The organism is Acidimicrobiales bacterium, from assembly GCA_022452035.1.
Lineage (GTDB): Bacteria > Actinomycetota > Acidimicrobiia > Acidimicrobiales > MedAcidi-G1 > UBA9410.
The window spans coordinates 1-14362 of the sequence record JAKURV010000035.1 but is presented as its reverse complement, the minus strand read 5'-3'; the positions used below and the strand labels follow the sequence as shown (position 1 = coordinate 14362).

At 66.9% G+C, this 14362-nt stretch carries 12 protein-coding genes and 1 rRNA gene; 11 read left to right on the top strand and 2 right to left on the bottom strand.

The window, feature by feature from the left end:
* The 9 genes from argJ to MK181_09970 all read left to right on the top strand — a co-directional run.
* On the top strand, positions 1-1112 hold a 1112-nt coding region (gene argJ, locus MK181_10010), incomplete at its 5' end, for a bifunctional glutamate N-acetyltransferase/amino-acid acetyltransferase ArgJ (protein MCH2420133.1).
* 4 nt (positions 1113-1116) lie between these two features.
* Positions 1117-2055 (top strand): acetylglutamate kinase, encoded by a 939-nt coding sequence (gene argB / locus MK181_10005; protein ID MCH2420132.1) that lies wholly within the window; start codon positions 1117-1119, stop codon positions 2053-2055.
* The gene (locus tag MK181_10000; GenBank protein MCH2420131.1) at positions 2052-3272 is read left to right on the top strand and encodes an aminotransferase class III-fold pyridoxal phosphate-dependent enzyme; all 1221 of its coding nucleotides are present in this window, start codon (positions 2052-2054) and stop codon (positions 3270-3272) included. Before argB ends, MK181_10000 begins: the two co-directional genes overlap by 4 nt.
* Positions 3272-4183: an ornithine carbamoyltransferase gene (gene argF, locus MK181_09995; protein ID MCH2420130.1), complete on the top strand. Its 912-nt coding sequence runs from the start codon at positions 3272-3274 to the stop codon at positions 4181-4183. Before MK181_10000 ends, argF begins: the two co-directional genes overlap by 1 nt.
* Complete coding sequence (argR, locus tag MK181_09990; protein MCH2420129.1) at positions 4180-4641, top strand: arginine repressor; 462 nt, start codon at positions 4180-4182, stop codon at positions 4639-4641. Before argF ends, argR begins: the two co-directional genes overlap by 4 nt.
* A gap of 39 nt (positions 4642-4680) precedes the next feature.
* A complete protein-coding gene (locus MK181_09985) occupies positions 4681-5922 on the top strand; it encodes an argininosuccinate synthase (GenBank protein ID MCH2420128.1) in 1242 nt (413 codons plus the stop codon).
* A 4-nt stretch (positions 5923-5926) separates the two neighbouring features.
* The gene (argH, locus tag MK181_09980) at positions 5927-7309 is read left to right on the top strand and encodes an argininosuccinate lyase (GenBank protein MCH2420127.1); all 1383 of its coding nucleotides are present in this window, start codon (positions 5927-5929) and stop codon (positions 7307-7309) included.
* 2 nt (positions 7310-7311) lie between these two features.
* Complete coding sequence (locus tag MK181_09975) at positions 7312-7695, top strand: acyl-CoA thioesterase (protein MCH2420126.1); 384 nt, start codon at positions 7312-7314, stop codon at positions 7693-7695.
* A complete protein-coding gene (locus tag MK181_09970; protein ID MCH2420125.1) occupies positions 7692-8303 on the top strand; it encodes an NUDIX hydrolase in 612 nt (203 codons plus the stop codon). Before MK181_09975 ends, MK181_09970 begins: the two co-directional genes overlap by 4 nt.
* 28 nt (positions 8304-8331) lie before the next feature.
* Here the strand turns inward: MK181_09970 and MK181_09965 are convergent, their stop codons facing one another.
* Both MK181_09965 and MK181_09960 read right to left on the bottom strand, forming a co-directional pair.
* Positions 8332-8862 (bottom strand): hypothetical protein, encoded by a 531-nt coding sequence (locus MK181_09965; protein ID MCH2420124.1) that lies wholly within the window; start codon positions 8860-8862, stop codon positions 8332-8334.
* Positions 8859-11552, bottom strand: a complete 2694-nt coding sequence (locus tag MK181_09960) for a transglycosylase domain-containing protein (protein ID MCH2420123.1) — start codon at positions 11550-11552, stop codon at positions 8859-8861. Before MK181_09960 ends, MK181_09965 begins: the two co-directional genes overlap by 4 nt.
* A 122-nt stretch (positions 11553-11674) precedes the next feature.
* Between MK181_09960 and tyrS the strand changes: the two genes are divergently transcribed.
* Complete coding sequence (gene tyrS, locus MK181_09955; protein ID MCH2420122.1) at positions 11675-12988, top strand: tyrosine--tRNA ligase; 1314 nt, start codon at positions 11675-11677, stop codon at positions 12986-12988.
* Positions 12989-13567: 579 nt separating this feature from the next.
* Positions 13568-14362, top strand: a 16S ribosomal RNA gene (locus tag MK181_09950); the annotation flags it as partial.

Here is a 14362-nt window from a genome sequence, read left to right as displayed (position 1 = left end):
CCGATGACCTGGCCATGGTGGCCACCACAGATGGAGCCCCGGTCACGGCAGCTGGAGTGTTCACCTCCAACCGGATGACGGCCCCGCCCGTTCTGGTCTGTCGGGACCACCTGTCGGCCAGCGGAGGCAGGGCAGCCGCCGTAATCCTGAACAGCGGCAACGCCAACGCGGCCACCGGGGCCGCTGGTCGGGCTGACGCCGAAGCCATGTTCGCCCTCACTGCCGAGGCCGTGGGCTGCGCTCCCCACGAGGTGCTCGTCTGCTCTACAGGCTGGATCGGTTACCCGCTTCCCATGGACCGGATCGCCCCGGCCATCCCGTCGGTAGCTGCCGCCCTGGACCCCGATGGGGGACCGGCCGCCGCGGTGGCCATGATGACCACCGACAAAGTTCCTAAGACCACGGTGGCCACCGGTCCGACAACTACGGGGGGCGTGTTCACGGTCGGCGGGGTAGCCAAGGGTGCTGCCATGCTGGAGCCCAATATGGCCACCATGCTGGCCGTGCTGACCACCGACGCCGAGGTTGACCCGTCCACGGCCACCGACCTGCTGCGAGACGCCGTCGGGGTCTCGTTCAACTGCCTCACCGTGGACGGCGCCGAGTCAACCAATGACACCGTCCTGCTGCTGGCCTCGGGGACGGCCGGACCGGTGGACACAGCTGACCTGGGGACCGCCCTGGCTGACGCCTGCCGAGACCTGGCCGTGCAGATGGCCAACGACGCTGAGGGGTCCACCAAGACTGTGTTCCTGACCGTCACCGGAGCGGCCACCGACGCAGAGGCGGCCAAAGGCGCCCGGGACACCGCCAACTGCCAGCTGGTCAAGTGCTCCTGGTACGGCGAGGACCCCTACTGGGGACGGATCGCCGCCGAGATGGGAGCTGCCGGCATCACCTTCGACCCCGACACCATCACCATCACCTACGGCGAACAGGTCGTCTACGCCGAGGGGCAGGCCTGCGACGTCGACGAGCAGGCCTTAGCTGTCCACATGGCCGGGCGGCGGTTGGACCTCGGCGTGGACCTGGGGCAAGGCGACGGCATGGCGTGGATCGTCACCACCGACCTCAGCCACGCCTACATCGACGAGAACATGCGGACCTCGTAGGGCCGTGGAGGACGACATGGACCAGCAGACACCCTCCGAATCCGGCTTCTCACCCGAGCGGCGGGCCTCCGTACTCGTGGAGACCCTGCCGTACATTCAGCGATTCTCCGGCTCGGTCATCGTGGTCAAGTTCGGCGGAAACGCCATGGTCGACGAGGCTCTGGCCACCCAGTTCGCCGAGGACGTGGTCCTCATGCACTCAGTAGGCATCCGACCCGTCGTAGTCCACGGCGGTGGGCCCCAGATCGGCGCCCTCATGGACCGGTTGGGAATCAAGTCGGAGTTCCGGGACGGTCTGCGGGTCACAGACGCCGAGACGCTGGACGTGGCCCGAATGGTGCTTGTCGGCAAGGTCAACCGGGAGATCGTGTCGGGTATCAACCGGCACGGACCGCTGGCCGTCGGCCTGTCCGGCGAGGACGCCGGCTTAATCCAGGCCTCGGCCCGGAACCCCGAACTGGGCTTCGTGGGCGACGTCGATTCAATCAACCCGGCCATCATCGAACGGCTGCTGGCCGAGGACCTCATCCCCGTGGTGTCGACCATCGGCGTCGACCCCAGCGGACAGGCTTACAACATCAACGCCGACACGGTGGCCGCCGCATTAGCCGGCGCTCTGGGCGCCGAACGAATCCTCTACCTCACCGACGTAGAGGGTCTCCTGACCGACGTGGACGACCCGTCGTCACGGATCTCGAGGATTGACCTGTCCGGACTAGCCACCCTGACCGCCGACGGCACGATAAGCGGCGGCATGATCCCCAAGGTCCAGGCCTGCATCGAAGCTGTAGAGGCCGGAGTGGGCTCGGCCCACATGGTTGACGGCCGGATCCCCCACGTCCTCCTGCTGGAGCTGTTCACCGACCTGGGCATCGGCACCATGGTCCTACCCGACGGTGGGGTAGCCGCAGACGGCCGGGGTGTCGACGGGGTGGCGCCGTGACGACCACCGGACCCGAGCTCTGGGCCGAGAGGCTTATGGGCAACTACGGCATCCCGCCACTCACCTTCGTGCGGGGTTCCGGGACCGAGCTGTTCGACGACGCCGGCCACCGTTACCTGGACTTCCTGTGCGGCCTGGCCGTCACTGGGCTGGGCCACGCCCACCCCCGGGTGGCTGCCGCAGTGGCCGAGCAGGCCTCCACGCTGATTCACGTGTCCAACCTGTTCGTGACCGAACCCCAGCTAGAGGTGGCCGAGCGGCTGGACCGGCTGGTGCGGTCGGGGACCGATCAGGACCAGCCGGGACGTGTCCTATTTCAGAACTCGGGAGCTGAGGCCAACGAGGCTGCCCTCAAGCTGGTCCGGAAGTTCCACGGCCGAGGTCGGCACGGCGTGCTTTCCGCCTTCCGGTCGTTCCACGGCCGGACCCTGGCCACCCTGGCCGCTACCGGCCAGCCAGAGAAGCACGAGCCGTTCCAACCCCTTCCCGAGGGGTTCCGGCACGCCGCGTGGAACGACGTGGCGGCCTTTGAGGCAGCTCTCGACCCGTCGGTCGGGGCCATTCTGCTCGAACCCCTCCAGGGCGAGGGAGGGATCAATCCGGCCGAGGAGGGCTTCCTACGAGACATCCGGCGGTTATGCGACGAACGGGGCCTCCTGCTGGTCATGGACGAGGTCCAGACCGGCCTGGGACGGACCGGGGCCTGGTTCGGCTTCCACCACGCCGGCATCCGGGCCGATGTGGTGACGGTGGCCAAGGCACTCGGCAACGGGATCCCCATCGGGGCTGTATGGGCCACCACGGAGGTGGCCGCCGCCTTTGGCCCCGGCGACCACGGTTCCACGTTCGCCGGCCAGCCGGTGGCCGCCGCGGCGGCCCGCGAGGTGCTGCGGGTGATGGAGGAGATCGACGCCCCCCGGCTGGCCCGGGAACGTGGCGTCGAGCTGACCGGCCTGCTCGAGGGGCTGCCCGGGATCTCATCGGTACGGGGCCAGGGCCTCCTCCTCGGAGCCGAGCTGGCCCCAGGGGTGCTGGCCGAACGAACGGCGCCTCAGGTGGCTCGGGCTTGCCTGGACGCTGGCCTGGTCGTCAACGGAATCACGCCGACTGCGTTGCGGATGGCGCCACCGCTGACTGTGTCGTCAGCTGAACTGGTCGAGGGCACAGAGATCTTGGGAGAAGTGTTGGCGGCCGGATCCGCCGGGGAGACGGCCTGATGCGACACCTGCTGGAGATCGACGACCTGACGGTGGACGAGCTACACCGGGTCCTGGACCTGGCCACCGACCTGTCGCCACCCCGCGTGTTGGAGGGCCAGGGCATGGCACTGGTTTTCGAGAAGCCATCGGCCCGGACCCGCAATTCCATGGAGATGGCCGTCTTCCAGTTGGGCGGACATCCGATGTACATCCAGGCTGGCGAGGTGGGAATGGACGTCCGGGAGTCCGTCGAGGACGTCACTCGGACTCTGGCCAGCTACCACGGCTGCATCGGCGCCCGGGTTTTCGCCCACGCCACGGTGGAGCGGATGGCCGGCGAGGACCTGGTGCCCATCGTCAACATGCTGTCCGACAAGGCCCATCCACTCCAGGCCCTGGCCGACGTACTCACGATGCAGCAGGAGTTCGGCGACCTTGCCGGCAGGACCGTCGCCTACGTCGGCGACGGCAACAACATGTTCCGGTCGCTTGCACTGGCGGCTGGGATGCTGGGCGCCGAGGTCCGGTTCACCGGGCCACCCGGCTACCGGCTGCCGGAGGCCGACCGGGATCGCCTGGCGGCCGCCGGCGTGGTGGTAGCCGAGTTCGACCAGGCGACCGACGCGGTGGCCGGCGTCGACGTGGTCTACACCGACGTCTGGACCTCCATGGGCCAGGAGGATGAGGCCGCCCAACGGCACCGGGACTTCGAGGGCTTCCGGGTAGACGAGGACCTAATGGGGGCCGCCGGACCAAAGACCGTCTTCTTACACTGCCTGCCCGCCCACCGGGGCGAGGAGGTCACCGACGGCGTGGTCGACGGGCCAGCCAGCCGAGTCTGGCCCCAGGCCGCCAACCGGATGCACGCTGCCCGAGGCCTGCTGGCCTGGCTGCTGGGTGAGGCCACCGACGGAGGGAGCGGAGCGTGAGCAAGCACCATCGACAGCACCGGATCAGCAGACTGCTGGCCGACCACGTGGTGACCAGCCAGGAAATGCTCGTCAGCCTTCTGGCCGATGATGGCCTGGCAGCCACCCAGGCCACGGTGTCACGTGACCTTGACGACCTGGGGGCGGTGAAGGTCCGGCTACCGGGCGGCGATACCGCCTACGCCATCCCCGAACACCCGGCCTACCAGAACGTTCCCCGGGACCAGCTACGGCGGGTGCTGGGCGAATGGGTGGTCGACGTGGCGTCGTCGGGCAACCTCGTGGTGCTGCGGACCCCACCCGGGTCGGCCCACGTGGTGGCGTCGGCCCTCGACCGGACCGGCATCGACGGGGCCATCGGTACGGTGGCCGGCGACGACACCCTGATGGTGGTGGCGGCCCAGGACACGACCGGCGAGCAGCTAGCCGACACCCTGCGGGCCCTGGCCGGGCTCTGAGCAGGACACGGATGATTCACGGGGAAGAGGGATAGAGACGTGAGCAGCGACGACACCGCCCGGAAGGCGGTCGACAAGGTGGTGCTGGCCTACTCGGGTGGGCTGGACACCTCGATCATCCTCCGGTGGTTGGAGGAGACCTATGGCTGTGAGGTGGTGACCTTCACGGCCGACCTGGGCCAGGGCGAGGAACTGGAACCGGCCCGAACCAAGGCCGAGGCCATGGGCGTGACCGAGATCTACATCGAGGACCTCCGCGAGGAGTTCGTCCGGGACTACGTGTACCCCATGTTCCGAGCCAACGCCCTATACGAGGGCGAGTACCTCCTAGGGACGTCTATCGCCCGGCCGCTCATCGCCAAGCGGCTGGTGGAGATCGCCGACGAGACAGGCGCCGACGCCATCAGCCACGGCGCCACCGGTAAGGGCAATGACCAGGTCCGGTTCGAGCTGGGGGCCTACGCCCTCCAGCCCGACATCAAAATCATCGCCCCGTGGCGGGAATGGGACCTGGGGTCCCGGCAGAGCCTCCTGGACTACGCCGAAGAGAACGACATCCCCGTGGAGATGAAGCGCGGTACCAAGTCGCCGTACTCCATGGACGCCAATCTCCTGCACGTCTCCTACGAAGGCGGTCCGCTTGAGGACCCCTGGACCGAGCCCACCTCCGAGATGTGGAGGTGGACGGTTAGCCCCGAGATAGCTCCCGACGAGGCCACCTACCTGGACCTCACCTACCAGGGGGGCGATGTGGTGGCCCTCGACGGGACCCCCATGACGCCCGCCCAGGTCCTGACCGAGCTGAACCGGGTGGGCGGGGCCAACGGCATCGGCCGGATCGACATCGTGGAGAACCGGTTCGTGGGCATGAAGTCACGGGGCGCCTACGAGACCCCCGGCGGGACCATCCTGCTTAAGGCCCACCGGGCCATGGAGTCGATCACCCTGGACCGGGGCATGGCCCACCTCAAGGACGAGCTGATGCCCCGGTACGCCGAACTGGTCTACGACGGCTTCTGGTTCAGCCCCGAACGGGAAATGCTCCAGGTGGCCATCGACCACTCGCAGGCCCGGGTGAACGGACGGGTCCGGGTGCGGCTCTACAAGGGCAACGTCGAGGTCGTAGGGCGGGAGTCCGACGACACCCTCTTCGACGAGGCCATCGCCACCTTCGAGGAGGACGAGGGGGCTTACGACCAGGCTGACGCCGAGGGTTTCATCAAGCTGAATGCTCTGCGGCTACGGACGGTGGCCCGGCGAGCCGCCCGGGGGGAGGGTTAGGACCATGGCCACGCTCTGGCACGGACGGTTCGAGGGAGGCTCCAACGAGGCCCTCCAAGCCCTCAACGACAGCCTGCCCTTCGACCGGCGGATGTTTCGAGATGACGTCGCCGGCTCGCGGGCCCACGTCCGGATGCTGGCCCGAGTGGGCCTGATGACCGAGGACGATGCGACCGCTGTGCTGGAGGCACTGGACGCCACCGAGGCCGAGATGACCGACGGGTCATTCACTTTCCAGGCCAGCGACGAGGACGTGCACACGGCCGTTGAGCGGCGGGTAACCGAGCTGGCCGGCGACGCCGGGGCCCGACTCCACACCGGTCGGAGCCGGAACGACCAGGTGGCCACCGACCTGCGGCTCTGGACCCTGCGGGAGTTGACCGACCTATCCGCCCTGGTTACCTCGTTCCAGGACACGCTGGCCTCCCGGGCCGACGACGCCGGCGAGGCGTACTTGCCCGGCTACACCCACCTCCAGCAGGCCCAGCCGGTCCTTCTGGCCCACCACCTGCTGGCCCACGGCTGGGCACTTTCCCGGGACGTGGACCGGCTCCTGGACGCCCGGGACCGGGCCGACGTCTCCCCGCTGGGGGCCGGAGCCCTGGCTGGGTCGTCGCTGCCCCTTGACCCCGACGGCGTGGCGGCCGACCTGGGCTTCGCCGCCCGGTTTGAGAACTCGTTGGACGCGGTGAGCGACCGGGACTTCGTGGCCGAGGCGCTGTTCGCCCTCGCCCTGCTCGGGGTCCACCTGTCACGGATCGGTGAAGAGTTGGTCCTGTGGTCCACTGACGAGTTCGGCTTCGTTGACCTCGACGACGCCTTCTCGACCGGCTCATCCATGCTTCCCCAGAAGAAGAACCCTGACATCGCTGAGTTGGCCCGGGGCAAGGCCGGACGCCTCGTCGGCCACCTAACCGGCCTCCTGACCAGTTTGAAGGGTCTCCCCCTGGCCTACAACAAGGACTTACAGGAGGACAAGGAGCCGCTATTCGATGCTTGCGACACCATCCGGCTCACGCTGCTGGCCCTGGACGGCATGGTGTCCACGCTGGTCTTCCAGACCGACCGCATGGCCGAGGCGGCCGATAGCCCGTACGCGGCAGCCACCGACCTGGCCGAGCACCTGGTGGCCGCAGGCATGCCCTTTAGGGACGCCCACGCCGTGGTCGGAGCGCTAGTCCGGGCCGCCCTGTCCGGTGAGGGCTCGCTGGCCGACCTGGTGGCCGCCGACGAGCGGCTGGGCCCTGAGGCGGCTGACCTACTAGATCCCGGTACCGCCGTCCGGCGGCGGACCACGCCAGGGGGCGCCGGACCAGGGCCGGTGGCCGTACAGCGGGGACGGTTCTCCGAGCAGCTGGCTGCCCAACGGACCCGTTTGTTGGCCTGACCGTGACCTACACACAGACCATCCGGGTCCGATATGGCGAGGTCGACGCTCAGGGCGTGGTGTTCAACGCTCACTACCTGGCCTACCTAGACGACGTCTCCGACACCTGGCTTCGCACCTTTGACGGGAACTTCGAAGAGACAGGCTGGGAGATAATGCTGCGGCGGGCCGATCTGACCTGGCACGGGCCGGCCGGCGTCCACGACGACCTGGTGGTCACGGCCGAGGTGGTCCGCTGGGGGACCACCTCGTTCGATATGGCCTTCGAAGCCCGAGTGGAGGACCACCTGGTGCTGACCGCCACCGTGTACTACGTCGGGGTGTCGGTGGGCGACCACGTGCCAATGCCCCCGCCGCAAGCTGTCCGAGCCCACCTGGGAGGGTGAACGGCCAACGGGAAATCGATCCGGGGTTGCCCGAGGGAGCCACCGCCGGGATCAGCGAAATGACCGGGCGGTCTACCCCGGACCCGGCGGACGTCGTGGCGGCCGGCCCGGCCGGTCCGAATCGAGACCGCATCCTGAATCTGCTGGCCTCTCACCCCGACGCTCTGTCCCGGACCTGTCGACCCGGCCACCTGACCGGCTCGGCCCTTGTCGTGGATCCGTCGGACAACCGCATCCTCGTTCTGTTCCACACCAAGCTGCAGCGTTGGCTGCAGCCGGGTGGCCACGCCGACGGCGACGGCGACCTGGCCCGCGTGGCACTCCGGGAGGCGATCGAGGAGACGGGAATCGACGGGCTGCGGGTCGTCGAGCCGGCCATCGACCTGGACGTCCACATCGTTGATCCGCCGGCTGAGGACCCCCACGAGCACCACGACGTGCGGTTCCTCGTAGTGGCGCCACCCGGCGTCGTCCCAGTCGGAAATCACGAGTCAGAGGCCCTCCGATGGGTGAACGCCGCCGACCTGCTGTCGCTGGGGGCGGACCGGGGCCTGATCCGCCTGGCCGAGCGAGCCCTGGCCCGCCTGAACGCCCTCCGGGAGGCCTGAGAACTATTTCATGAGATCCTCTTGACGGCTACATGTCGCCTGGGTCCAGACAGGCCTCCATGTCGTTGACCCGGGCGAAACCGTTCATCCGCTTTACGAAGCTCCCGCTGCCGCTGGGAAGAGCGGTAAGTAGGGGCCTCACATCGCCCTCCAGGCGGAGTCGGACGGCGTGGTGGCGACGGTCGCCGATGTAGACCGCCCAGTCGGCCAGCCACTTCTCGATCATCACTTGGTCGTCGACGGTCCCTCCGGAAAGTTGGCCCAGGTCGGCCACGAGGCTGACCACCACGTCGGTGGCCAGGTCGATGTCGTCGGCCCGGGTTACCACGTCGGTGGCCCGGGCGGCCGGCGGGAGCTCGGCGATGGCGGCCCGGGCCGCCAAGCACCTGGCCTCGGCAGCTGCCGGCCATGATCGGTCCTCGAGGCGATCCGGGTTGCCAGAAGGTGCCAGGAAGAAGGCGTAGACCCAGAGCACAACCATGGCCACCACTAAGACTGTCAGGAAGGCTCGCAGCGCCAAGGTGCCTGGCCCAGCCCGGTCCCGCTGCTCACCGGTCACGGCGCCACCCGGAGGATGACCACCGCACCGGCCTCCACGACCGTGCCCGGCGCTGGTTCCTGCGACCAGACCAGCCCGCTGGTCCACTCTGGTTCATCAGGATCAGCGACCTCCACGATCTGGTAGCCGAGGCCCAGCGCCTCCAGCGTGGGCGTCACTGACGACAACAGCCGCTGGGTTAGAGCAGGGACCACGACACCGTCTGGGTGTTGTGGCTCGATCGTGATCTCGACCAGCATCGAGCCATCTGGCTCCATGGTCGAGCCCACGTCGGGTGCCTGTCCGATGATGGTGCCCGGCTCGGTGCCCTCCATCTCGACCTCCACCACGCTCAGGATCCGGATTCCGTGGTCAGCTGTGGTCAGCAAGTTTCGTGCGTTGGCCAGGGTGAGGCCGAGCAATTCGGGCGTGGGGATGCGCCCGTCGGTGGGCCCGTCATCCGCTGGCTCGGGCGCCGCGGTGGTGGGAACAATGGGCGTCGGAATGATGGGCGTCGAGGCGACGCCGAGGGTCGGGTCCGAAGTGACCAGTTGCTCGACCGGTAGCCCGAAATGGGCAGCCTCCATCACGTTCTTCCAGATCATGGCCGGGTAGGTCCCGCCGTAGACCTTCCGGTCGGTGGTCGGCGGAATCATGGGGATCTGGGCCTCCGGAAAGCCCACCCAGACGGCCGTCGTGCGCTGGGGGGTGTAGCCAACGAACACCGCGTCGGCGTAGTTCTGGGTGGTTCCCGTCTTACCGGCCGACGGGCGGTCCTCCATTTCGGCCCTCCATCCCGTTCCCTGAGACACCGTGCGTTCAAGGATCCAGGTGATCTCGTCGGCCAGACGGGAGTCCAGGGCCCGTTCCTGTTCACGCGACCACGACCAGAGCGTGGTGCCGTCGGCCCGGGCGATGCGGGTCACGTAACTCGGCGCGATCCTGACGCCCCGGTTGGCGATGGTGTGGTAGGCGGTAGCCATATCCAGCATGGTGGTGTTGGACGTGCCCAGGACATTTGAGTTCACGGGCTGGATGGTCGACCGGATGCCCAGCCGTCGGGCCATATCGACCACCCGGTGGGCCCCCATCTCCATGCTGAGTTGTGCGAAGACGGTGTTCAGCGAACTGCGGGTGGCTCGGATCAGTGTCACCTCCTCGGCATCGGGCGGCGGCAGGATCTCCTGGCCGTCCGACGGCTCCCACGACCAGGTAGGGATGGCCTCCAGGATCTCGATCCGGTCGGCGAACAGTCGCTCCCGGTCGTAGTCGTACCGCCGGTTGGCCACCCACTGGGTGAGGTCCACGGCCTCGTACGTGATCTCGGTCTCCCCGTCCTTTTCCTTCTCCACCCGGATGGTCTCTACATGGTCTGCTGGAACGTCAGCGTGGTCCTCTCGTCGGACGAACTGGAGGAGGGCCTGGAGGCCGTGCTCGAAGCGAGCCTCGGTGGCGTCGTGGCCGCCCACCCCACCAGTGACCCGCCACACCTTGTTGTCCTCGTCGGCCCCCGGGATCTCGAACTCGATCACGTTGGGGGCGGTGTAGGTGGCCGTGGCCAGCCAGCCGGCCTCCAGAGCAGCAGCCAGGCCGACGGTTTTCATCGAGGAGCCCACCTGGCGCCCGACCCCGATGGCCAGGTTGACCTTGGCGTCCTCGTCGGTATCGAAGAAGTCTCGGCCTCCGACCATGGCCAGCACCTGGCCGGTTCCCGTCTCGAGGACCACAACGGCGGCGTCCGGATGCCCCCTCCCTCCCGGAATGTGGCTCTCCACCGCCTGCTCGGCGGCCTGCTGGAGGTCCAGGTCGACGGTGGTCTCGATGCGCAGACCACCCTCGAAGAGCAGCCGCTCCCGGACCCCGCGACTGGGACCGAAGGCCGGGTTGTCCAGGAACCAGCGCCGGACCTCTTCCACAAAATGCCCAGCCGGATAACGGGTCTCGAGACGGGCCGAGTACTCCTCAAGATGGGGGGGCGAGGCCACGGCAGCTGCGTGCTGCTCTTCGGTGATGAATTCGTTGGCCAACATTCTGTCCAACACCATGTGGCTGCGCTTGAGGCTCTTGGAGTAGTTCAGGAACGGGTTGTATCGCCCGGGCAGCTGGATGATCCCGGCGATCAGGGCCGCCTCAGACAGGTTGAGGTACGCCACGTCCTTGTTGAAGTAGCTCTGGGCTGCTGCCTTTACCCCGTACGCCCCGTGGCCCAGGTACACGGTGTTCAGGTACTGCAGGAGAATGAAGTCCTTGGAGTACTCATCTTCCAGGCGGGTGGCGTACCAGACCTCCTCGAGTTTCCTGCTGGCCGTCCGCTCGGTATTGCGGATGATGGCCAACTTCACGTACTGCTGGGTGATGGTGGAGCCGCCCTGGCTGATCCCGCCGGCCTCCAGGTTGGTCCGGGCGGCCCGGATGATGGCCTTGAGGTCGAAGCCATCGTGGATGTAGAAACGCTCGTCTTCGATTGCGATTACGGCGTCGCGCACCATCTGCGGGATTTCGGCCAGGGTGCGGGCGCTGGTCCGATTCTCGGGTGCGACCAGAGTGGTGATGTGGCGCCCGTCGCGGGCCACAACCACCGAGGATTCGGCCTGCTCGGGTATGGAGATCTCAAACTCTCGAGTCTCGTAGCGGTAGCAGGAGGTGGCCACAGCTGCCAGGGCGGTCACCGTGCACACGGCGCGCACGAGGCCCGGAGGGAGGATCCGCATGGACCCAGTCTGGCTCCCCGACGACCCCGAACCGTGTCGGCTGGCACCTGCCGGGCCGGGGTCGTTGGTCCAAGGCCCAAAGGGGTCGGGTCGGGCCGGTCGGAGGCTCCATACTGGTGCCCATGGGCGAACCGCACTCCGACGGCTTTATCGGAGGGGCCATCCTCGACGACCTAGTGGCCCGGGGCCTAGTGCAGGACAGCACCGACCTGGAGGCCTTACGTTCCCGCCTGGCCGAGGGTCCGGTCACCGTCTACTGCGGCTTCGACCCGACGGCCGACAGCCTTCACATCGGACACCTGGTTCCGCTGCTCCTGCTGCGTCGGTTCCAGGACGCCGGACACCGGCCAATCGCCTTGGCCGGAGGGGCCACGGGGATGGTTGGTGATCCCAGCGGTCGGTCCGAGGAGCGCAACCTGCTGGACGGCGAGACCCTGACCCGCAACGCGGAGGCAGTAACCAACCAACTCCGGTCGTTCCTCCGGTTCGAGGGCGACCCGGACCTTGAAGGCCAGGCAGCGGTGATGGTCGACAACCGGGAGTGGACCGAAAACGTAGGAGTTCTGGACTTCCTCCGTGACGTGGGCAAGCACGTCACGGTGGGAACCATGCTCGGCAAGGAGTCCATCCGGGCCCGCCTAGCCGGAGACCAGGGAATCTCGTTCACCGAGTTCAGCTACATGCTCCTCCAGGCCAACGACTTCACTGAACTACACGACCGCCTGGGGTGTGAGATGCAGGTGGGCGGTTCAGACCAGTGGGGCAACATCACGGCCGGTATCGACCTGATTCGTCGACGATCGTCGGGGACCGCCCACGGCCTAACCGTTCCACTGGTCACGCGGGCCGACGGAGCCAAGTTCGGCAAGACGGCCGACGGCACAATCTGGCTGGATTCAGCCCGCACCCTGCCCTACGAGATGCACCAGTACTTCGTGAACGTGGACGACCGGGACGTCGAACGGCTCCTGCTACAGCTCACGCTGGTGTCGGTAGACGAAGTGGCAGCGGTGATGGCCGATCATGCCACTGCGCCGGAACTCCGGACCGCGCAGCATCGACTAGCCGACGAGGTGTGCACCCTGGTTCACGGAGCCGATGAGACGGCTCGGGCCGGGCTGGCGGCTCGGGGGCTATTTGGTGAGGAGGCGCCCACGGTTGAGGTTCTGGATGCTCTAAGGGGGATTGTGCCGGAAACCTTTATTGCGGCTGTTGACCTAAAGGGCGAAGAGTCGCTGATCGATGTTCTACATGCCACTGGTCTCTGTGCCTCTCGAGGTGATGCCCGTCGAACAGTGTCCGGTGGCGGGGTGTCGGTGAACGGGCGACGACAGGACCCTGATGCTCTGGCCCTTCCGGACGATGCGCTGGTGGAGGGACGGTACGTGTTGCTCCAGAAGGGGCGCCGGAATCGCCACCTCCTGGTGGTCGACTGAACTCCTGTCGACCTGAGAAGGGCCGGCGGCCTCGAGGTTCACGGACCACCGCGATTACGGCGGGAAAGTGACGTTTGGGGTGAGAATCCGCGGATCGCGGGTTGGTGCCCGCGGGAGGCAGGGATAGTGTTTCCCTACTCACGGGTGCCGGAGCCGTCCTTGACCGGGCGAAATCGTCGCCGTAGCGTGGGCGCCCGCCCAGCGGCAGGTCCAATCGGATCGAATCGCTGCGACGGGTTGAGGGCACCACCGCCTCTGCCGGGATTCGTCCCGCGCTCTTTGGCGTGTGCCGGGAGGCCTCTGGTCTCCAGGTGCTCCTTGAAAACGGGATAGAGGACGAAAAAGCCAGTGCGGGCTGTCCACCTGACGATCGCGAGTCGTCGCTGGACAGACCCTGAACAATTTCAATAGCACTGAACGGACAACGGTGGCCGGCTTAGGCCGACCACCATTGCCTGTGCCAGGTCGGCCGGGATTGGTGTCCCGATCGACCTCGAACTCGCGTCGGCACCGCCTTCGGGCGGTGTCGCACCACTGATTCGAAGGTCGGCACCGCTTCGGCGGCTCCGGCTGGAGATTTTGACGGAGAGTTTGATCCTGGCTCAGGACGAACGCTGGCGGCGGGCCTAACACATGCAAGTCGAACGCACTCGACCTTCGGGTCACATGAGTGAGTGGCGAACGGGTGAGTAACACGTGAGAAACCTGTCCCGAAGACTGGAATAACCCGAGGAAACTCGGGCTAATACCGGATACCCCCACCGGATCACATGGTCTGGTGAGGAAATGCTCCGGCGCTTCGGGAGGGTCTCGCGGCCTATCAGTTAGTTGGTGAGGTAACGGCTCACCAAGGCATCGACGGGTAGCTGGTCTGAGAGGACGATCAGCCACACTGGGACTGAGACACGGCCCAGACTCCTACGGGAGGCAGCAGTGGGGAATCTTGCGCAATGGGCGAAAGCCTGACGCAGCCACGCCGCGTGAGGGATGAAGGCTTTCGGGTTGTAAACCTCTTTCAGCAGGGACGAAAATGACGGTACCTGCAGAAGAAGCTCCGGCCAACTACGTGCCAGCAGCCGCGGTAACACGTAGGGAGCAAGCGTTGTCCGGATTTATTGGGCGTAAAGAGCTCGTAGGCGGTTCGGTAAGTCGGGTGTGAAAACTGGAGGCTCAACCTCAAGAGGCCACTCGATACTGCTGTGACGGGAGTCCGGTAGAGGAGTGGGGAATTCCTGGTGTAGCGGTGAAATGCGCAGATATCAGGAGGAACACCGACAGCGAAGGCAGCACTCTGGGCCGGTACTGACGCTGAGGAGCGAAAGCATGGGGAGCGAACAGGATTAGATACCCTGGTAGTCCATGCCGTAAACGTTG